The following is a 22,085-nucleotide window of genomic DNA, read 5'->3' as shown; positions in this document are numbered from 1 at the left end:
TAATCGTTCTTCCGATTAAACAAATAAACAAATAAACGGTTAAACTAATTCGTTATTAAGTAAACGGCATCTTCGCCTTCATTTTCTTTCCAGCTTACTTTTACTTTTTCATTATTTATGGCATCTACCTGACGGCCGCGATAATCGGGCTGAATAGGTAAATTACGGCTAAAACGTCTGTCGATTAACACTAATAATTCAATTTCTGAAGGTCGCCCAAAAGACTGAATTGCGGTCAAGGCCGAGCGAATGCTTCTTCCGGTAAACAAAACGTCATCGATAAAAATGACTTTTTTGTTTTCGACTATAAAATTGATTTGTGTTTTATTGGCTTCAAGCGGTTTATCAGTACGACGAAAATCATCTCTAAAAAAAGTGATGTCTAAATATCCCAAAGGAACTTCAGGAGTTTGGTATTCGTTTTCTAAAATTTGTTTTAAACGTTCAGCTAAAAAAACGCCTCTTGGCTGAATGCCGACTAAAATAGTGTCGGAGAAATCAAGATGTTTTTCGATTAACTGACAAGCCAAACGATGGAGTATGATAGTAACTTCTTTTGAATTAAGTAATACTTTTTGGCTCATAATTAAGTGTAATGTTTGGTTGGGCAAATATACGAAATCAGAATTTATTTGTTGGGGTGTAGAGTGGGGAAATATTTTTTTGAGTTAGAGACTTAAATTTAATCTTTGCAATTTTATAAAAAACAAAGTAAAACTCAGAATACTCTATAAAAAAAAGAACCATCTTTATGATAGTTCTTCAATATTTATTATTCAAAAAAAGGCTTTACGTTATGTTCTTCGATATATTCTTGTACAACTCCAACTTCATCAATATCAACGAATTCAAGAAAATCTGAATCTCTAATATGTTCCCATAATTGATGATTTTTATCAATATTTTTTTGTGGCTCTCTCCCTAAAATATAATACTTCCCTTTACTATTTCCTGCTAATTCAATTGCTTTTGTTAAAGATACAAATCGAGTAATATCATTTTCCAAATTATAATGCTTCTTTTCAAAATCAATAGTTTGTCCAGCTAAAGGAATTTCATTTATACCTATAAAATCAATTTCAATTGGAGCAAACAAATTTTCAAATTCATTAGAAGTTAATGTCAATTCTAAATTTACTCTGTTTTCAATTTTAGGAAATAGATTTTCCTTAACTTTTGAATACACATTGAATTCTATAATTTCATCTATTTCTTCTGTATATCTAAAAATATATTTTTCAAAAACTCTTTTAAAATTATCAGTATTTAAATCAATATCAATAGTCTTTGGAGCAGAAAACTGAATTATATTATTTGAATATTTTGAAAGATAACTTATATATCCCTCATTAATCCAATCATTTTTAAGTTCTTTTTCTTCAAAAAGCTGATGTGGTTTGAAACAAATCTCTTTTTCTACTGATTTAAGATAATTTTTTACAATATTAAATCTTTCATTATTTAAAATGCCTTTAAAAGCACTAAGTTTTTCAGATGAAAATTTAAAATAATGTTCCAAACCATTAGACATAAGCATTCCCACACTAACTCTTTCATTAAGAGTAGTATTTAATGTTACATATAATATTGAATAAATTGTTTTCATTTTTAATTTTTGATAAAAGATTGGACAAATCCTCTAAAGTTAGCCTCGCATTGTGCTTTCCATTCATCTGAAAATAGACTCTGAATAATTCTATCTCTAATTTGTTCCTTATTTATATTCCAGGATTCTGGAACTAAATCTAATATTTCATCTAATTTATCTTGACATTTTTCGGTGCAAAGGTAGAACTTTTGAATCAAGTTATTCACAATTTCTGTCAATTTCTTATTTTTACCAAATAGTATTTTTGCTAAATCCGTCTTAATTATTGAGTCATCTTCAGTTAATTCCGCAATTCCATAATCAAGAAAACTGGTATTAAAAATATTTACATGATCAATGGCGTAGAAAAAATTCAACTTTTCAGAAGACACATATAAGAGCAAATTAAAGTTATTGTAATTCCTATCTTCATTCGCCATCCATATATCGAATAGAGCAATCTTTAAAAAATCTGTTTTATCAGATAATTTACTTCTAAATGATTTATCTTCAAACATCGAAATAATAGAATGATCAATTTCTTTTGAATTTTCCAGATACAAAGAGCCAAAACATTCTTTCTCAAACCACATTGATTGAAGTTGTGGAAATTTATCAATTGGCACATGCTCTGATTTTACTTTAATAAAACTTGTTTCAGGAGTTTTAATATCCCACAATTTTGCAAATTCAGAAGCAATTAGTTCATTAAACAAATATTTAGGAAATCTATCATATTTGCAAACCCAATCCCTAAGGTCTTCACAGGTGACTAACAAGGGACTACTTCCTTGTGTATCAAAAACTTTATGAACTTCTTCAATTGTTTGAAGTACTTGCATTTAATATTTAATATAATGATATTTAAACAAATATATAAAATAAATATTTTAAAAATATTTTATTTTAACAAGTAAAGTTTTAATTAAATGATTTTTTTTTTTAATACCATTAAAAGATTTATTTATTTAAGTATTAACAAAAAAACTGCCCGAAAAAATATTCCGGACAATCTTTTTATTGAATTAATGTCAAAACCTTATTTCTAAATTAAAATTTATTTGCTTTTATTATATAGGTAAAGCGCCCAATAATAATAAATTACAATCTGTAAAAATCGTTTAATCTGTAGCAAAATTTCCACGCAGATTTAGCAGATCAAAATGGATTTTTTTGAAGATTTTGTCAAACAAATAAATCTGCTTAAATCTTTTTAAAATCTACATGAAAGAACAATTCGTGCAATTTCTGGCAGACCAGACAAAGATTAAACTCTCTTTACGGAGTTTCTTGCGAAGATTTCTCTCTTCGTTCGAAATGACAACTTTTTGGTTATTTTAACCTCATACTGATTAAATTACGCACCAACCTTTACACAAACCATTCGTGAAAATTCGTGCAATTCGTGGCAAACAAAAAAAATTAATTCAAAATACGGGCATCTGCCAGTCGCGCATAACGTCCGGTGATGGTTCCGTTTTCATCGATTACAAAAATAGTCGGGGTGCCAATTACACCAAAACTGATAAAATTATAACCGCCTTGTCCTCTAAAATCGCAGAATTTTTTAGTCCACGGAAATCTGGCTGCATTTTTTTCAAATTCGGAAGGATCAACGTCTGAGGCTGCTGTTACCACTTCGTAGCCCTTTTTTTGCAGTTCCTGATAGTTGCCTATTAAAAGATTGATTTCGTTATCGCAGTTGTTGCATCCTGTTTCGTAAAAGATTAGGAGTGTTTTTTGCTTTTTATCAAAGCTGTAATTCCCGTCTTTCCATACTAAATCCGGTGCTTTCATGCCGGTTTGAGGACCTCCCATGGCGGCTAGTAAATTATGTCCCGGATTTTCAATTTTTCCCGATGCTGCCATATAGGTTCCTAAAGGACCTATCAAATCATCCTTGCCTTTTGCTGACAACCATACCACAAGCTTATCTGCAAACGCAGTATAGACTTCTTTTGACGAAATGCGGTCTAGGATTACTTTTGCATCTTCCAGCAAAAGGGCATCATTTTTCACCATACTCTCGTGCATACTGAGCCAGCTCGAAATCACGGAACTCCATAAATTACTGTTGTAAAGCTCCTGCATATTGATTTTGCTGCGCATAAACTCCCTGAATTCAAGGCTTTTCTCTGCTTCAGTCTGATCTAGGCGGCTTGCTGTGCCCATCAAAAAATCATTCATTTCCCTAAAACGGGCTGCGTAGAGCCTGCTTTGTGCCGTTTCTAACTGAACGGCAGCATAACGCTGTTTCAATTTTATTAATTCTTTTTGAAAAGCCGGATAGATACTATCGTTTTTACCGTATAGCTGCAAACCTCCGTTGATAATACCCACTTTATTTAATACTTGCTGCTGTTTTTGGTATAGTCTGGCCAAAAATTCATTTTCCGGCGAGCCGGTAAATTTTATATTCTCCATTGTTGGCTGTGCTTCGGTGCAGCTTATGGTAAAATTTTCATTGTTAAGCACAATGTCAAGTCCTCCGCCTTCTCTAAGCCGAAAAGACGACATACCCACATATCCTTTTTGCGAAGGCGGCAATTGCAGTACCGTTTTTCCTTTACTGTCGAGTTTGCCTTTAGCGGTGATCGTGTCATTTTTATCGCCTTTGACGATTACATACGTATATTCTTTTCCTGCAAAATGCGGGAATGACAGCTGTATTGTTTGCGCTGCTATACTGTTTGTCAAAAATATGCTGGTTAAAATGATAAAAATCTTTTTCATCTTATAACATGATTGTTGTTGTTAATTTAGTTACATGATTGAAATAATGCAATCTCAAACAGGTTATTAAAAAAACTATTCCTGCCTGCAAAAAAAAGCAGGCAGGAAATAGTATTCATTATTTTAATATTCCTTTATTGTTCTATGCAACGTATTGACATAGCATGTGTTCCATCCGTGGTTGACAACCATATAGAACTACCCGGTCTAGCATTTAATACTCCTCCTTGTGTCTGACTTGGAAAGTAACCATATGAAGACCAATAGTTTATTGCATAATTATGTGAACTTAGACTACCATTCGACCCCGAACGCATACCAGCTGCCGGCAGGTACAATAAATTCCCTATTGCCATACCAGAGTCATATGTGGTATTACTATTGGTCCATGATCCTTTCATAGTAGTCGTATTATATCCATACAAGCCTTTCATTTCTGTACTTGTAGGCATACGATAACCTGCAGGACATGGATCATTTGCTGTTTTAACGAGTTCAGATAAGGCATCTATTGGTGGAAATGTAGCATTCCAGCCAGCAATAGCACCTGTCGGAGTATAAGCTGTAGCTACCGGGTTAGGGCGCCCCCATTGGTAATAGTTTCCATTTATACCTTTTGAAGCTGTAAATGGGTTAAGAGTTTCATCAGCACCAAGATTGTGGCACATAAAGTTTTTCCAAACACCCGCTGCTACATAAGCACCACAGCAGGCGCAATCCTGAATTTTTACATTCAGCAATACTGCAACATCTTTACTGCCATCATTATAAATTGCGTAAATTGTTACATTTACTGCCTGAGCAGCGGTTTTGCCATACGCAATACTTCCGGCATCACCCAGGGTGCTTTTATAAGTAACGTTAAGGGTTACCACCTGGCTGTTGCCAATGGTTCCCGGAACAGCCACTTGATCAGCAGTACTGCTTTCCACAGCGCCCAGAGGGTCTACAATTACAAAACGAAGATTGCTCTTTGTACCTGATGTACTTGCAGTAAACACATAAGGCTGCACGTTTTGCGTTTTAAAATTTACCGAAGAAGCACTACGCACATCTTTTGTACCGCATCCTGAACCATAATTTGACATGTTGATATCAAAACATGTTTTTCCTGTAAACATACCAGAACCCGGTGTTAGTGTACTTGGATCTTGGGTTACATTGACTGTAAATACCGGAGAAGTTCCTGTAGGGTTACCCTGGCATCCATTGGTTACTATACAATACAAGTATTTTGTACCTGAACTTGTTGGAGTATAACTTACAGTGGCACTTGTACCACCGCTAATAGCAGTTCCTCCAGTTGTAGAATTTGTTGTATTGCTGTACCATTGGTAAGTCTGCTGGTTACCGTTGGCTACCGAAACTTTTGCCTGTACCGCTGTACCAATAGAAGTAGACAGCGTGATAGCAGAAGCTGCTGATACCACAGGTGTTGGGCATGCAGCGCTTAATTGTACCGCTTTTGTAATTTCTGCAGAAGCACCACAGGCATTTGTTGCCTTTACTTTAACGTTTACCGTAGTACCACTTGAAGGGTATGTAACAGTAATACTTGCACCTGTACCTATATAAGTTGCCCCTCCGTCTACTGACCATGCATAAGTTGCAGGTCCGTTTTCGATTGCGGTCTGATATGTAATTTTATCACCAAAATTGGCTGTAGTACTCTGAGTTACCCAGCTTAATACCGGTAAACTCGAAACTTCAGCGGCAATTGTTTTGCTTGCTGCTTCACTCACACAACCCGAGGCACTGGTTACCGTTGCCGTATAGGTTACTCCCGGTTCTGTTACCGAAATGGTTTGTGAAGTGTTGCTTAATAAAGTTCCGTTTTTGTACCATTGGTAGGTATAAGTACCGGTTTCTTTTGGTACTATCGTTAAATCTGCTGTACCATCGCAAATCACGCCATTTCCTGTAATAGTGGGATTTCCCGGTGCAGTACCGCCAGTAATAGGCACGTCAATAGTATTTTTTTCTACCGGACAAGCCGCACCACTGTTGTCTGTAGCCACCATACGAATCAATAAACTGGTTTGACCTGAAGGAATTGAATAAGGGCTTGTAATGATGGTTTCATCATTGTACCATGTATAGGAAACTCCCGCCTGTGGGTTGTTTACTTTTAATGCCAAGCTTCCGCCTGAACAAAAAGTAGTTACCTGTTTAATAGGTTTGTTGTTGATCAATACATCAGCATCATTCACCGTAATTGGAATTCCTGCCGGAGTTATTACCACAGCTGTTACCGTATTAGAGGGTTTGCTGTAACAACCTCCTGTACCTGCTGCTGCAAACCAGTTTCCTGCGTCTGCCGCTGCAAGGGTAATTTTAGCTCCTGTTTTAGAGCTTAAAATACCATCCTTAAACCATGAAACTGATCCTGAAGCGCCAATTGCTGTTAAAGTAATAGTTCCGCCAGTTCCGCAGATAATTCCGTTATTTGAAGCAATAATAGTAGTGATCGGTGCCGGAGCTGCTGCTCCATCTGTAATCGTACGTGCATTGCTTGAACTTTCGTTACAGCCTGCTGCCCCAAGAGAAATATTATACGTTCCTTTTAAGGTTGCTACGTAAAAATTAACGCCTCTTGCAACCTCGATACCGTTACGGGTCCAGATTACTTTATCTAAATTTGCTGAATTTGCAGGTATAGATAAATAAACAGCACCATTTGAACATAACGCTAAAGAACTACCGCTTGGGCTAATAGCCGGTGCAGTACCCAAAGTGGTATTACAAGTAATAGCATTCTGCATAAACAGAAAATCCTTAAACTGTCCTGTACAAGAACTTGTTACCCTAACCAATACAGCATGAGGAGTTATGCTCTCGTTTACCTTAAAGTCTACTTTGAATGTTCCTGCTGCAGAATTGATATCTGTTAATGTTGCGTACTCGCTTCCTGCCATAATAGCAATTGAGAAAGGCCCATTAGGACAATCCGGATCTGTAACCGTAAAAGTCTGATCACAGCCTGTTCCGTCTGCCGCCACATTGGTACAGGGTGCAGGGCTAATTGTGGTCATACTTGTTCCCTCACACAAACTTATCCAGCGTGCGCTGTTCCAATACTCCACACAATTTGTTGTGGTGTTATAAATAGAAAGACCGTTTGCTAATCCTTTTTTAACAGGATCCGAAATAGCGGCAAGAGCCATGGTATTTCTTTGGGCTGTAGTCAGTTGTGGCAAACGCAATCCGCCTGTACCGTTACTGATCACTTCGAGCGCCGAAAATGTTTCAGCGGTTTTTGGCTTACCATTTGTATTTCCTATAGTGACCTGTGCACTTACATTGGTCACAAAAAAAACGGCCCATAAAAAGACCCAAAGACTAAATAGTTTTTTTTTCATTTCTTCTCAAATTATATTAATACTTATTAATTGTAAAGAGATCTCTCTCTTTGATGTAATTTCTATTACATTTTGTAAACCTGATACTATATCACTCCTGAGAATTGGACAGCATCGCAGTATTTGTTATTTTTTTGTATTATTTTTTATTCCGTTTTCTGCTTTGCTGCAAACGTATTTATGCACGCTTACAGCTTAATTATAACTTGGTTTTAATGCTATTTTGGTCTTTTGTTGTATAGTTTTGCTGCACTTATATCATTTATACCTTTGTAATAATGTCTGTTTTGGTGCTGTGTTTCGAGCCAAACATATATATAAGTATACTCAGACACTCCGTATTTTACAACAGGGCATCTAAATGGTTAAATCACAGAATGGGTAAATCTTAGTTTACTTTCACCTATGTTTTTATAGCAAAATGATAAATTGTTTTTGAAAATTTTTGTGCGAGTGACATGTATTCCGGAGTGGTATTAATTTTCCGGTTCTTTGATTTATGTTCTTATAGTAAAATGATAAAATGTCTTTGAAAATATCTTTGTGTGATTGGCATATATTCCGGAGTGGTATTAATTTTCCGGGTTAATCTTTATATTGAGCTTTTAATCTTTTTTACTTTCGCCAATATTTTCATACTCTATTCTTATAAGCTTACTGGTATTGTCAGTATACTTATCGATAATAAACCTTGCTATATAGTCATAAAAAATCTATGCCTGTCGTGTATAACATTCAGCATTTCCTGATTACAACCTAAATTTTGTTTATTTTTTAATAATTCATCTTCATTTTAATCATACGCAATCATTTTGTTAAGAAACAGCAGTATTTATTTTGTGGTATTTATTTCAATAAACCCCGATATGGTATCGTCAACTGCTCTTTTCATCGTGATATAATCTTTTTTAATTGCATCTGCCTTAATTGTATTTACAGACCCATTTATACACTGTCGTATATAATATTTAGACACACGGTATTTTAAAAATAAAGCATCCAAAATATTAGAATCGTATGTTTTACTATTTTTTGCTGTACTTTTGCCCATTGTCTAGTTTGTTTTAAAAGCGGAAACAAAAGTAGATGATAATTTTCAACATTACAAATTTTTTGGTGATAATTTCCTACAAAATGAATATTATTTTAAAAAATATAAAGCACATATCTGTAAATGAAGGTATTACAATAAATAAGCTTGAGCAAATAATAGGCGCCAGCAAGGGTGTTTTGTCTCGCGCAATAGCCAAAAATACGGATATACAGACGAAATGGCTTGTTAATATAGTTAAAAATTATCCCCAATATAGCTGCGAGTGGTTGATAAAAAACGAAGGAGAGATGATTAAACCTACTGGCGAAATTTTTCTTACAAAAGAAAACATAGAAGAAACGGCCATAAATTATAAAGATCTTGCTGAATCCAGAAAAGAAACTATTGATAGCATGAAAAAAGAAATCATGTATCTAGAAGAAAAAATTGAAAATTTAAAAAAACAAAATGAATTATTATAGCTACAAAAAACCAATTGCTATAAAAAATTTGCTATAAATATTAGGGCTATAAATATTTTGCTCCGCTGGAGCTTTTCTTGATTGCGCATAATTAATTAACGGTAAAGATTAGGCTATAAATATTATGCTCAGCATACAATTCCCAGCGGGACGCTATATTTATAGAAATAAATAAGTCTAGTACGCAAAACCCCATCGGGGTGATATCTCCAATATGACGATCAAAACCAGATGTCGCTCCGCTGGAGCTTTTATCAATTGCGGGTAATTAATTTGCTATAAACATTAGGGCTATAAATATTTTGCTCCGCTGGAGCTTTTTCTCAATTGTGCATAACATTGCGCAATAAATATTATACAGCATACAAGTCCCAGCGGGACGCTATATTTATAGAAATAAATAAGTCTAACATGCAAAACCCCAGCGGGGTGATATCTCCAATGCAACGATCAAAAACGTCATGTCGCTCTGCTGGAGCTTTTCTCAATTGCGTGTAATTAATTTGCCATAAACATTAGGGCTATAAATATTAGGATCCGCTGGAGCCTTTCTTGATTGCGCATAATTAATTATAGGTAATATTGGCTATAAATATTATACGCAGCATACAAGTCCCAACGGGACGCTATATTTATAGAAATAAATAAGTCTAACATGCAAAACCCCAGCGGGGTGATATCTTCAATACTACGATCAAAACCAGATGTCGCTCCGCTGGAGCTTTTATCAATTGCGTGTAATAATTTGCTATAAATATTTTGCTCCGCTGGAGCTTTTCTCGATTGCGCATAATTAATTTGTTATAAACATTAGGGCTATAAATATTAGGATCCGCTGGAGCTTTTCTTGATTGCGCATAATTAATTATAGGTAATATTGGCTATAAATATTATGCTCAGCATACAAGTCCCAGCGGGAAGCTATATTTATAGAAATAAATAAGTCTAACATGCAAAACCCCAGCGGGGTGATATCTCCAATACTGCGATACTACGATCAAAACCAGATGTCGCTCCGCTGGAGCTTTTCTCAATTGCGTGTAATAATTTGCTATAAATATTTTGCTCCGCTGGAGCTTTTATCAATGGCGAATAATTAATTAACGGTACACATTATCTATATTATTATGCTCCGCTGGAGTTTCTCCTGATGACGCAATTGTTATTCACTAAACCCTATTAAGTAATTGGCTAAATCTAATACAATTAAATCCCCTAGAGAAAGCATGTTTATAGCAATTTTGTAGATTTATTTTATTGAACACTAGCCGGAGGACTTATAATTTAAACATACAATTTATGGCAAATACCTATTCGCAATTATATATTCATATTGTTTTTGCTGTTAAGGAAAGGCAAAACCTGATTTCAGCAAATTGGAAGGACGAAATTTATAAATATATTACCGGAATTATTACAAATAAGGGACAAAAGCTTATTGCTATTAACGGAATGCCTGATCATATTCATATATTAATTGGCTTAAAACCAGACCAGTCTATTTCAGATTTAGTTAGAGATATAAAATCGAATTCATCAAAGTTTATAAAGGACAAAAAATGGATTAATGGAAAGTTCGAATGGCAAACTGGATTTGGAGCTTTTTCATACAGTCATTCCCAATTAACAAATGTTATACATTATATTCAACGTCAGGAAGAGCATCATAAAACAAAAACATTCAAAGAAGAATACATTGAATTTTTGAAATTATTCAACATTGATTTTAAAGATGAATATCTATTTAGTGAGATTTAATATCAATTATAATAAGATAATAAATTTCACTCGGCTTGAGCTTTTTCTTAATTGCATCTAATTATTAGATATAAATATTATTCTCCACTGGAGCTTTCAAGTGCAAAAATCTATTAAAATTCTGTTTTATAATTTCAAATAAATCTCAAAATCATAGAACTTTCCAACCAAATTATATAACACATTTTTTTGCTCTTTGAAGTAATTTTATTTTACGATAATTAGAATACAAAATTCTTTTTAAAACAATTAAAAAAGCAAAATCATGCAAAAGAACATTACACGTTTGTTAATGGTATTCGTAATACTGTTTTCATTTACAAGCTGCGAACTAGTTGGAGATATTTTTCAAGCCGGAATGGGAGTCGGAATTTTTATCGTGATTTTTGTAATCGCTATAATTATCTGGATCTTTACTAGGTTTTTTAGAAAATAAAACATAAAAAATCCCGATCGCAAAACGATCGGGATTTCTTTTTTTATCTAAAAACGCTGTCTTTTATTTAGCGTACATTTTAGTTCTCAATTCCTGAATTTTTTCATCATCAAGATATTCGTCAAATGTCATGTAACGGTCAATTGCTCCGTTTGGCGTTAGCTCCACTACTCTATTACCAACCGTTTGTGCAAATTCGTGGTCATGTGTTGTAAAAATTACAGAACCTTTAAAGTTTTTCAATGAGTTGTTAAAAGCGGTGATAGACTCCAAATCTAAGTGATTTGTTGGCTCGTCTAACATTAAAATATTTGCACGCTCCATCATCATTCTTGACAACATACAACGTACTTTTTCTCCTCCTGATAAAACGCGGCTTGTTTTTAGAGCTTCTTCTCCAGAGAAAATCATTTTCCCTAAGAAACCTCTAATAAAAACCTCATCACGCTCTTCTTCTGTTTTTGCGTATTGACGTAACCAGTCTACCAATGTCAAATCGTTTTCAAAGAAAGAATGATTTTCCGCAGGTAAATAAGCCTGATTTGTTGTAATTCCCCAATCAAAAGTTCCGGCATCTGCTTTTTGATTGTTGTTTAAAATTTCGTAGAAAGCTGTTGTAGCACGTGAATCTTTAGAAAAAAGAACGATTTTGTCGCCTTTTGCCATATTCAAATCTACATCTTTAAATAAAAGATCTCCTTCTACAGAAGCGGCTAAACCTTCAACATTCAAAATCTGATCTCCTGCTTCACGATCCTGATCAAAGATAATTGCTGGATAACGACGGCTTGAAGGTTTGATTTCTGAAATATTCAATTTAGAAATCATTTTTTTACGAGAAGTGGCTTGTTTAGATTTTGCAACGTTCGCACTAAAACGACGAATAAATTCTTCCAACTCTTGTTTCTTCTCTTCTGCTTTTTTGTTTTGCTGAGCGCGTTGTTTTGCCGCTAATTGGCTCGACTCATACCAAAAGGTATAGTTTCCTGAGTAATGATTTATTTTTCCAAAATCAATATCAGAAATATGTGTACAAACCGCATCCAAAAAGTGACGGTCGTGAGAAACTACAATTACTGTATTTTCATAATTAGCTAAGAAATTCTCTAACCAGGCGATTGTTTCAAAATCCAAATCGTTGGTAGGCTCATCCATAATAAGCAAATCAGGGTTTCCAAAAAGTGCCTGCGCCAAAAGCACACGAACTTTAATTTTCCCCTCTAAATCGCCCATTAAAGTATAATGATGTTCTTCGTTGATTCCTAAGTTAGACAACATCGCAGCAGCATCTGAATCGGCATTCCAACCGTTCATCTCTTCAAACTGAACCTGAAGTTCTCCAATTCTGTCGGCGTTTTTGTCGTTGTAGTCTAAATAAAGTTCATCCATTTCTTTTTTAACAGCATAAAGAACTTTATTTCCCATCAAAACAGTTTCCAAAACAGTATGCTCGTCGAACATGTTGTGATTTTGGTTTAAAACCGACATACGCTTTCCCGGTTCTAAATGAATGTGGCCAGAAGTTGGATCGATATCGCCCGAAATGATTTTTAGAAAAGTAGATTTTCCAGCACCATTGGCTCCAATAACTCCATAAATATTTCCGTGTGTGAAAGTGGTATTTACTTCGTCAAACAAAATTCGTTTGCCAAATTGAACTGATAAATTATTGACTGTTAACATGAATGTCTTTTTAATTAATTTGGTGCAAAAGTACGAAAAAAGGTTCTAAGTTGCAAAGGTGCTAAGGTTCTAAGTTTTTTTATTGTGAACGAATATTTTTTCACCATATAAGTAATATAAGTTCATTTAAACTAAATATATAATTCTGAAATAGTATGTGGTGAAAATTCAAAATCATATAAGCTTGTAAATTTTCTAACCAAACTTATAATATCTTATATCACTTATATGGTGAAAAAAACTACAATTTGCTTTCCTTCGCCAAAGCCACTTCTAAACTTTCGAAATTGGGTAATACTTTCGAAATCAGACCTTGTTTATTTAGAATAAAATGTGTTGGAAATGAATTCAATTGTAGACTTTCATTCATATACACCTTCATATCCGGAATTACAGAATAAGATAATGGTTTTCTTGCCAGGAAAGCTTTTAATTGTTCGGGAGAATCTTCGGCTAAGCTTATAAAAAGGATATCTTTTCTGTCCTTGTATTCCTCTGTTAGTTTATTTACCTGCGGAAATTCTCTTATGCAAGGTGTACAATGAATATACCAGCATTTTATGACAATGATTTTTCCTTTCATGGATTCGTTTGAAACTATGTTTCCATTTAAATCTTTGAATGAAAAATCAGGAAAAGCGGTGCCTTCCATTTTATAGTTTTTATAAGCATCAAAACCAATTTGATTAATGGTGGCTTTTATACTTGTATCTGATTTTGGCTGAATTTTAAACAGCTTATAATAATAAATTGAATCATCTGATTTTAATCGGATTGGAATGAAGTTTCCGTTTGCTAATTGATCTAAAAATGATTCTTTTGAAATTTCTTTTGAAAGAATATCAAGCGCCACAAAATCTCTGGAAAGCAAGATTTTTTTACTTTGATAGGCAGACCAATCGTTGAAGTTTTTTTGAATTTGTATGGGATCAACTTCTGGCTTCCCGTATTTGGTTTGAGCGAAAGTTGAAGTGAATATTAGGAATACTATGATGGAAATTGCTTTTTGCATTTTTTTATTTATTGAAATTCAAAAGTAGCTATTTTTTTTTAAGCCTTGTCTATTAGAACGCGGATGACGCGGATTTGCTCTGCAAAAACACGGATTACTGCGGATTTTTCACTCTCCTTTTTTGTCATCCTGAGCGGAGTTGAAGGAACATAAGTAGTTCGACAAAAATTGGCGACTTTCTTTGTAGAGTTTCTTGTGTGATCCTTCCTCCGTCAGGATGACAAACAAAAAAATCCGTATAAATCCGCGTTTTTGCAGAGCAAATCCGCGTCATCCGCGTTCCTTTGACAAAGATTGGGAGTTGCTTCGTGTGATTGCTTCGTTTCTCGCAATGACTTTGTGGTATAAAAAAACCCGGCAATAAATTGCCGGGTTCATAATGCTCTCCTTCAGGTGAAAACCAAATAACAAATCAACTGAATTCGATACATTTATTCGAAATAAAAACCAGATTAAAAAATAAATAACCAAACTCAATTTTAACCGTCCCAATTTTTTTATTTCTAAATTTTACATTCATTGTTCAACTAGTTTAAAAAGTTGATTACTTTGAATGATTTTTTGTTTCCTGCTTTGTCTGTAACTACAACTATAAACATTTGTTTAGTTGAGAAACTTTGGTTTTGTAGCAGAATCTCTTTATTATTTTGGATGTTTTGGTGGTTTACCAAATTTTGTCCAATTGTATTAAATACGTCTACACGAGCAATGTCTTCCGTTTCGTTGGTTACTGATAAGGCATTGTTTTTAAAGTAAACGATTGTATTGCTTTTAACTTCAATTTTATCAACTGCCAATGTTTTTGCTGCTGACTGTGATGCGAAATAAGCTGCATACGCTTTAGATAATTCAGATGAATTACCGCAAGAAGATGCATCCCAGTTTACAGACCAGGTCATTAATCCTCTTAAAGAAGGATATGGTCCGCCTGGCTGCATAGTGTATGTTCTTCCTGAAAAAGTGGTTCCGGTTCTTAAATAATGCATAGCATTAATTCCTTCTGTTGGCGTTAAATAACCGCTACCTGCTGCACTTGGACAAGCTGGTAATGCAATAAGGACTTTTGAGGGCGGTAAACCATCAAAATGCATTCCGGTTGTAGCAATGTTATACCCTTTTATCACCATATCGGTTAGGGCTGTTACCATGTTTGATTTCTTAGCCGAACCATAGTATTGACCGTCTAATCCGTTTTCTCCTCCTGTATTATACAATTGTACGGCTAACAAATCCAATTCATTACGCAAATTTTGAATGATTGGAAGGAACGAACCAAAAGTATCCGTATAGGTAGAATATCCTCCTTGTACATATTGTGTTTCCGGAGCTGCAGTTAATAAAAATCCAGGGCCATAGTAAGCTTTTAATTCTTTGAAAGCATCTACTACGTTTTTTAATCTTGGATAAGCAGAAATACCCGCATAAGAAATATCTCTTAAACCTCCCGCATTAAAATTCATAGATCCGCCTTCAAAATCAATATCAACTCCATCAAATTGATACTCATCAATAATAGCTTTCAGACCGTTAACAAAAATATTTTTTTGCGCTACATTGTCTAAAACAACATGACCATTTTGACCTCCAATAGAAACAATAACAGGAACGCCGCTGTCTCTTAAGGATTTTATGTCGTTTTTCAACAATTGCTTATTGAAAACACCATTGGTCAGATATCTAGTGTCATTTGTAGTTAATACTGGTGTATAACCATCACGATTAACGGTTTCTACAAAAGAATAATCAACTACATTAAACTTACTTCCCACCATTTGAGAAAAATATAAAAATGGAGCACCTGCATTTTCCCATGAATGTGCATATCCTAAAATAATTTTAGATGGAAGCGGAATGAATCTATTAGTGCTCACCGGAGCAATTTTAATAGTATTGTTTAATGTAGTTACACCAGATTGATTATCGGTTGCTTTGATTACAACTGGATAATCCTGATAAGCAGATGGTGTAAAATTATACGTATAAGTATTATTTGTACCTGCTGTCATGTTAAATGTACCTCCATTTATTGTAATAGTAACACCAGAAACCGATCCGTTACTATCAACAGCTGTAACTGAAATTGGCACAACCTGAAAAGAACTTTGGTTTACAGTCGTATTCGATGGCGAATTCCAAGTAATTACAGGCAATGAATTTGGGCAGTTTGCACCTGAACAAGTTAATGTAAAACTATATGTTTTTGCTTCTGTTGTTCCGTTTGATGCAGTAGCCGTAACAGTTAATGTATGAGGAAGCGAAAACTGATTTGCTGCTGGTGTCCAAACCGCTGTATAAGTTCCCGAAGAATTGGTAGCGCTTAAGCTTTGTCCATCTAAACTAAATACAACAGATGAGATTGTAGTGGCATCAGCAGCACTTAATCCAACACTTGCAACAAAATTAATTGCTGATCCTAAATTTATAGCAATCGCCGAAGCTGTTGGCGCTGTAATAGTAACAACTGGCTTAGTCGCAACTACCGCTTGTCTGTTAAAATTATAAGCCGTTGGCGTTGTTGGAACTGCAAAGTTGGCTAAGTTATTTGGATAATAAGTTACTTCACCATTTTCCCATGAGTTTAATTTTAAACTCAAAACTTGTGTATAACCTGCTACAACTGAATTATCGAAAGCATAATTTCCTGATGCATCTGTTGTTGCCAGAACGCTTTTCCAATTGTGAGTGTTATCTGTCCATGGTAAAACTAATTCTACTTTTGCACCAGCAACCGCAGTTGTTCCGTTTTTAACGCTTCCGCTGATTAAATTTACAGCTGCAGCCAATGCTGATTTTGCTGTAGCACTTGTATTAAAATTGTACGTTGTTGGATTTGCAGGAACTGCAAAGTTAGCCAGATTATTAGGAAAATAAGCTGTTTCTCCATTCTCCCAAGAGTTTAATTTTAAACTTGTAACGGTTGTGTAACCTGCAGTAACTGAATTATCAAAACTGTATTTTCCTTGTGCATCTGTTATGGCAATTACGCTTTTCCAGTTGTGTGTATTGTCTGTCCAAGGTAAAACTAATTCTACTTTTGCACCAGAAACAGGAGTTGATCCGTTTTTAACTGTTCCGCTAATTTTACTTGAAGGAACTACAATAACATCTTGCGCGAAGTTTAATGTTTTGTTTGAAGTCAGATTCGTATAAACTGTTGAAGCCGGAGTAAATGTTTGTCCTGCCAAAGCTGCCGTTACGGTATAATTTGCGCCTGCAGGCAAATTAGCAACCGAATAAACACCGCTTGAATTTGTAGTTGCTGTAAATGTTCCGGTTGTTGAAGTTGCTGTAACGGTTACGCCAGAAACTGGAGTTGATCCGTTAAGAACTGTTCCGCTTACTGTGTAATAAACTACTGGTGCGCCCTGAGCAAAATTCAACGTTTTGTTTGCATCAATTGCAGTATAAACTGTTGAAGTTGGTGTATAAGAGAATCCAGTTTTTGCAGCTGTAACTGTAAAATTAAGTCCGGCTGTTAAACCTGTAACGCTATAAGCCCCGCCTGCATTAGAAACCGCAGTTAAAACTGTAGCTCCTGAAGTTGCTGTAACCGTAACACCAGAAACTCCTGTTGCTCCGTTCAAAACTGTTCCGCTTACTGTGTATAAAGGCTGAGTTCCGTTAATAACAACTGCCGTTTGGTTTGTTGTCACATTCGTTAACGTTACCGGAGTAAAAGTATAAGTCGCTTTTGAAGCTGTAAGTATATAGTTTTGCCCCGAAGTTAGGTTGCTAAAAGTGAAATTTCCTCCTGTAGAAACTACTGTCTGCAATATTACATTGCTTGCATTACGCAAATCAACAGTAACATTTGGTACTAAAGCTGATCCGTTTTTTGCAGAACCGGAAATGCTTACTGTTCCCGGAACTACGCTTCCGAAAGAAGTATCTACCTGAGTTAATAATGAGTTTGGAATTGAACCTCTTGTGTCCTGAGATAATTCCCAAACCATACCTCCGGCAAGATTTCTCGATTTAATATACTGCACTTTTAAATCCATTGATTGTTTATCTTCATAAGAAATAAACTGTTTTAATGTAGCATTGTATAAATAAGGAACTTTTGTTGTATTGTCAAAATAACGTACCCATCCTGCAGAAGCTGCAGTTGGAGTAACCAACATGGTACTTGGATCTAAATAGGCATGTGAATTTGTAACCGGATTTCCGACAAGATCACAAATTTCGATACTTCCTGATTTTTCACAAGCGGCAGGACCATCCCAGGTTCCTGTTGGATTTTGCGGATTTGTACATCCTGAAACGATATATCTTGGTGCAGCAACGAATAATCCAGGTAAATTTGGATTAGTTCCGTTATTGGCAACATTATCGAATTTTTTTCCGTAAAAAGGCAATCCCATAATTAATTTATTCGCAGGAAAACCAACAACGTTTAAGTATTGATTTGTTAATTCGTCTAATGATTCTGATTGTGTGGCACCATAAAGCGGATCGTTTGTGTTTCCACTTGCGTATAAAGGAGCATTGTAGCATGTTTTATCATACCAGTTTCCACCAAAATCATATCCAAAATAAGTAATGTAATCACAATACGTCGAAATATCTTCTGTCATTCCGTATTGTGCTCTGTTTGATGGTCCTAAATATTGTTTGGCAACATTTCGAACATTGTTTCCGGCAGCAATCGTGACTAATTTATTTGGCATTGCCTGACGCATTGCTTTCAGTAAATACACTAAATTTTTGTTGTCGTCCGGGCTGTACTTTTGTGGAGGAATTGGAGCTCCGTTAATTACTTCGGTACCGTCTGTTCCTCCTGATAGAGGATATTCCCAGTCGATATCAAATCCATCAATAAATGGGTATTTAGTAATGAAGTTTGCCATATCTGTAGCCAAAGCGGCTCTTGCAACAGGACTTGCTGCAATTGGAGAAAGATCCTGACCTTTTGTCCATCCTCCAACAGAAATTAAAATTTTAAGATGTGGATACTTTTCCTTAAGCTTCATTAAGTCATAAAAGTTCCCTTTTACAGGAGCATCCCACGGAATTCCACCTTCCATATGCTCAAAATCGGCATAGGTGTCTAAACATAACAACTTTGTATTCTCCGGGTGTGCGGGATCAAAAGTTGTTCCATAAAAAGAATAATTCAAATGCGTAATTTTACTTCCATCTATTTTAGGAACGTTGAAGTCCCTGGCATAAATAGACCATTGCGCATAATACCCTACTACTTTTTTACCATGAGCTGGTTGGGCCATGGCGAGCAAAGGAAACAGTAACAATAAGAGCAATCTGTAATAATGTTTCATAATTAATAAATATTGGTTAATAGAAAATAATATTCCAATTATAGTAGATTACACGCCAACAAAGCATGCAAACAACAACAATCGGGATTCAATAAACTGCAGTCAAAAACACCACAATCTCATGGAAATTAATTCATCTTACGTTCTATAAATAAATATTACTATTACTGATTCTACCATAATCATTAGCAAATAGTATTGATTGATATTTATGTATAATTCTTTAAAAAAATTAGTATTACATACAAATGATAAATTTGGGAGAACTCATCAATCTAAATACTTGTTCTGTCATGTTTTTTTATTCTTCTTATTTGGTTTTTTAAGGTTAATACTCTATTAATGGTTATTTTTTTATGATTTTTTTGGTTAATTTTTTGAAAGTTTGAAAAAAAATTTTGCAATTAAATGTTTATTATAATTACCTCTACTGAAATATTCCAGTAGAGATAATTAGTAACTAAAACAATCATTGTAACTTACTAAACTAATTCAATTCAAACTTTTATATTAATTTCTTCAAACTCGCATAAACTGCAAGCTCTACATCTGCATGATCTTTTGTGTTACATTGTTCGATTAAACTTTTTAAATCTTCAGATTTTAAAGTCGATTTGTTATCTAAAACAAGCAACAATTCCTGTGATGCATCATTTAATTTTTTTGATAAAGGTAAAATTGGCTGTACTAACGGAGCAGTGGAACTCAACTCAACTAAACCTTTATTTACTGCAATCCATTTATTGAAAAATGCCGCCACTTTTGTTTTATTCTCAGGCGTTTTATTGGCCATATATTGTGTTACCGCCTCATCAAAAGCTAAAGCATCTTTGGCATCCGGCGTACAGGCATCTGCAAAAAGTGTAAACGGAGAATACATTTGGTACTCTGTTCCTCCCTTATTTCTTGTATACCCTTTTAACGGTTCACAAACATTTGCAAATTCGTTAAGTGATTTTATGTTTTGGTTATTGGCAATGTTTCTTAAAATAACTGCTTTGTTGCGAATGTGGGTTAATTCCAATTCTTCTAATCTAAAAGAAATTGTTTCCAAACGTTTGCGCATATTGGCAACATCTGTAATATCTTCGGCAGACCAAAGCCTTTCTGCAATGGCGGCTGTTCTTGGCCAAACCCTTGAATCTATCGTTGATGGCGTTGCAAGTTCTGTCCACATTGTGGCTTCTCCACCCAAAATTCTCGCTTTTTCTTCTGCAGTTAGATCAGCTCCTTTTGGCATTGGATCGTTTAAATAATGACTTGCAATAGGATACATCAAATCAATATAATATCCGTTTGATAATACGGTTTTGTATCCTTTTTTTACTGCATCTACTAATGACTGACCTGCTACAACACCTTCATTTGGTCCTCTCCAGGAATGAATGATGGCTTCTTTTGACATGTTTTTTGTCAAAATTTCTTCCCAACCCATTAATTGTTTGCCGTGTTTTTTAAGCATTGGCACTAATTGCATCGTAAAATAGGTTTGCAATTCGTGGTTTGTTGCTAAGTTATTTTTCTTTTTGAATGCCTGGATTTTTGGGTTTGCATCCCAATCTTTCCCCTCATTTTCATCTCCCCCGATATGAAAATAAGCTCCGGGAAATAAAGGGCAAACTTCATCAAAAAGTTCACTTAATAATTGATATGTTTTAGGATTTGAAGGATCTAATGTTGGCGAAAAAATACCCGCATTTCTTTCAATTCCATAGGTCGCAATCGCGGATCCCTGAATATTTTTTTCTGAAGTTCCACCTGTCAGCGTAATCACTTTGCTTCCTATTTCCGGGTACGCCGTAAGAATTGCAGATCCGTGACCAGGAACGTCTATTTCGGGAACGATCAAAATACCGCGCTCATCAGCGTATTTAACGATATTTTTTATTTCCTCTTGTGTGTAATACATTCCATCCGAAGCTAAATCAATTAATTTTGGATGTTTTTTCATTTCTATTCTCCAACCCTGATCGTCTACTAAATGCCAGTGAAAAACATTCATTTTCATAGCTGCCAGTCCATCGATATTTCTTTTGATCACATCTACAGGCTGAAAATGTCTTGCAGCATCAATCATTAAACCTCTCCATGTAAATCTTGGAAAATCTGAAATTTGTGAGTTCGGAAAATAAAATGATGTACTGTTATTCTGCAACATTTGCAATAAGGTTTCAAGGCCGTGTAGCGCCCCTAAATCGCTGGTTGCATTTATTGTAATTTGGTTTTGTTTGATGTCTAAATGATAACTTTCATCTTCATATAAACCAATTTTTCCGCTTTTGGTACAGTTTATCTGAAGTTGAGCTGAGGGAAATTCATTTAGTTTTGCAATAAAACCCTGTTCGAAAAAAATACCGGTTCTACCATCTAAACGGCGTAAAAAACGGGTTACCCCTCCAAAAATTCTTGGATTTGGATTTCCGGTAATGTTTACTTTAAAGTTTTTGGTTAAAGCAAAATTTCCGTCGTTTAAAACAACACTTTGAGGCCAGGGCATAAGATTTAACTGCTCCTTCTTAATTTGAGCAGTAGAAGTTAAACCTGCTAATAGTAGGACTAATAAATATTTCATTTTAATTTGTTTGAAAAGATGTCACCGAAGTAACATTAATAAATTGGATAACGGAAAAACAAATTCAGACGACTTTCTAGAAACCCTCACAAATCGCTATGAAAGTCAATCTGAATTTTGTATTTTGATTCGCTCTCACCCGAATCCTTT

Annotated in this window: 13 protein-coding genes; 3 read left to right on the top strand and 10 right to left on the bottom strand. The window is 34.8% G+C overall.

Translation table 11 applies throughout. The features are described 5' to 3' along the window. Window positions 1-44 precede the first annotated feature (44 nt). From pyrR to SD960_RS12840, 6 genes are all read right to left on the bottom strand, one after another. Window positions 45-584, bottom strand: coding sequence for a bifunctional pyr operon transcriptional regulator/uracil phosphoribosyltransferase PyrR (pyrR, locus tag SD960_RS12865; RefSeq protein WP_042565016.1), 540 nt, complete (start codon window positions 582-584; stop codon window positions 45-47). Between the two features lie 188 nt (window positions 585-772). Further along, window positions 773-1,606 (bottom strand): hypothetical protein, encoded by an 834-nt coding sequence (locus SD960_RS12860; RefSeq protein WP_318803662.1) that lies wholly within the window; start codon window positions 1,604-1,606, stop codon window positions 773-775. Window positions 1,607-1,608: 2 nt separating this feature from the next. After that, window positions 1,609-2,430, bottom strand: coding sequence for a HipA family kinase (locus SD960_RS12855; RefSeq protein ID WP_318803661.1), 822 nt, complete (start codon window positions 2,428-2,430; stop codon window positions 1,609-1,611). Between the two features lie 580 nt (window positions 2,431-3,010). Further along, window positions 3,011-4,285, bottom strand: coding sequence for a peroxiredoxin family protein (locus SD960_RS12850; protein ID WP_318803660.1), 1,275 nt, complete (start codon window positions 4,283-4,285; stop codon window positions 3,011-3,013). Window positions 4,286-4,455: 170 nt separating this feature from the next. Then, complete coding sequence (locus tag SD960_RS12845; RefSeq protein WP_318803658.1) at window positions 4,456-7,680, bottom strand: hypothetical protein; 3,225 nt, start codon at window positions 7,678-7,680, stop codon at window positions 4,456-4,458. Between the two features lie 832 nt (window positions 7,681-8,512). After that, window positions 8,513-8,731: a hypothetical protein gene (locus tag SD960_RS12840; RefSeq protein ID WP_318803656.1), complete on the bottom strand. Its 219-nt coding sequence runs from the start codon at window positions 8,729-8,731 to the stop codon at window positions 8,513-8,515. Between the two features lie 83 nt (window positions 8,732-8,814). Here SD960_RS12840 and SD960_RS12835 point away from each other — a divergent pair, with 83 nt between their 5' ends. From SD960_RS12835 to SD960_RS12825, 3 genes are all read left to right on the top strand, one after another. Further along, window positions 8,815-9,195: a hypothetical protein gene (locus SD960_RS12835; protein WP_318803653.1), complete on the top strand. Its 381-nt coding sequence runs from the start codon at window positions 8,815-8,817 to the stop codon at window positions 9,193-9,195. A gap of 1,299 nt (window positions 9,196-10,494) precedes the next feature. Then, window positions 10,495-10,953 (top strand): IS200/IS605 family transposase, encoded by a 459-nt coding sequence (gene tnpA, locus SD960_RS12830; RefSeq protein ID WP_318803650.1) that lies wholly within the window; start codon window positions 10,495-10,497, stop codon window positions 10,951-10,953. Window positions 10,954-11,218: 265 nt separating this feature from the next. Then, window positions 11,219-11,389: a hypothetical protein gene (locus tag SD960_RS12825; protein ID WP_318803647.1), complete on the top strand. Its 171-nt coding sequence runs from the start codon at window positions 11,219-11,221 to the stop codon at window positions 11,387-11,389. Between the two features lie 63 nt (window positions 11,390-11,452). Here SD960_RS12825 and SD960_RS12820 read toward each other — a convergent pair whose 3' ends face one another. From SD960_RS12820 to SD960_RS12805, 4 genes are all read right to left on the bottom strand, one after another. Beyond that, window positions 11,453-13,072, bottom strand: a complete 1,620-nt coding sequence (locus SD960_RS12820; RefSeq protein WP_318803644.1) for an ABC-F family ATP-binding cassette domain-containing protein — start codon at window positions 13,070-13,072, stop codon at window positions 11,453-11,455. 241 nt (window positions 13,073-13,313) lie between these two features. Continuing rightward, on the bottom strand, window positions 13,314-14,084 hold the full coding sequence (locus SD960_RS12815) for a TlpA disulfide reductase family protein (protein WP_318803641.1): 771 nt from the start codon (window positions 14,082-14,084) through the stop codon (window positions 13,314-13,316). Between the two features lie 527 nt (window positions 14,085-14,611). Continuing rightward, the gene (chiA, locus tag SD960_RS12810; protein ID WP_318803638.1) at window positions 14,612-19,363 is read right to left on the bottom strand and encodes a T9SS-translocated chitinase ChiA; all 4,752 of its coding nucleotides are present in this window, start codon (window positions 19,361-19,363) and stop codon (window positions 14,612-14,614) included. Window positions 19,364-19,868: 505 nt separating this feature from the next. After that, entirely contained in the window at window positions 19,869-21,935 is a 2,067-nt protein-coding gene (locus SD960_RS12805; RefSeq protein WP_318803636.1) for a beta-N-acetylhexosaminidase, read from the bottom strand. Between the last annotated feature and the right edge of the window lie 150 nt (window positions 21,936-22,085).

Origin of the sequence: Flavobacterium sp. MMLR14_040, assembly GCF_033657265.1 — a bacterium.
Classification (GTDB): Bacteria; Bacteroidota; Bacteroidia; order Flavobacteriales; family Flavobacteriaceae; genus Flavobacterium.
This window is presented reverse-complemented; position numbering and strand designations above follow the sequence as displayed.

Excerpts from the sequence above, each read along its gene's own strand:
- pyrR (WP_042565016.1), bottom strand. The coding sequence starts at position 584 with ATGAGCCAAAAAGTATTACTTAATTCAAAAGAAGTTACTATCATACTC.
- SD960_RS12860 (WP_318803662.1), bottom strand. The coding sequence starts at position 1,606 with ATGAAAACAATTTATTCAATATTATATGTAACATTAAATACTACTCTT.
- SD960_RS12855 (WP_318803661.1), bottom strand. The coding sequence starts at position 2,430 with ATGCAAGTACTTCAAACAATTGAAGAAGTTCATAAAGTTTTTGATACA.
- SD960_RS12845 (WP_318803658.1), bottom strand. The coding sequence starts at position 7,680 with ATGAAAAAAAAACTATTTAGTCTTTGGGTCTTTTTATGGGCCGTTTTT.
- SD960_RS12840 (WP_318803656.1), bottom strand. The coding sequence starts at position 8,731 with ATGGGCAAAAGTACAGCAAAAAATAGTAAAACATACGATTCTAATATT.
- SD960_RS12835 (WP_318803653.1), top strand. The coding sequence starts at position 8,815 with ATGAATATTATTTTAAAAAATATAAAGCACATATCTGTAAATGAAGGT.
- tnpA (WP_318803650.1), top strand. The coding sequence starts at position 10,495 with ATGGCAAATACCTATTCGCAATTATATATTCATATTGTTTTTGCTGTT.
- SD960_RS12825 (WP_318803647.1), top strand. The coding sequence starts at position 11,219 with ATGCAAAAGAACATTACACGTTTGTTAATGGTATTCGTAATACTGTTT.
- SD960_RS12820 (WP_318803644.1), bottom strand. The coding sequence starts at position 13,072 with ATGTTAACAGTCAATAATTTATCAGTTCAATTTGGCAAACGAATTTTG.
- SD960_RS12815 (WP_318803641.1), bottom strand. The coding sequence starts at position 14,084 with ATGCAAAAAGCAATTTCCATCATAGTATTCCTAATATTCACTTCAACT.
- chiA (WP_318803638.1), bottom strand. The coding sequence starts at position 19,363 with ATGAAACATTATTACAGATTGCTCTTATTGTTACTGTTTCCTTTGCTC.
- SD960_RS12805 (WP_318803636.1), bottom strand. The coding sequence starts at position 21,935 with ATGAAATATTTATTAGTCCTACTATTAGCAGGTTTAACTTCTACTGCT.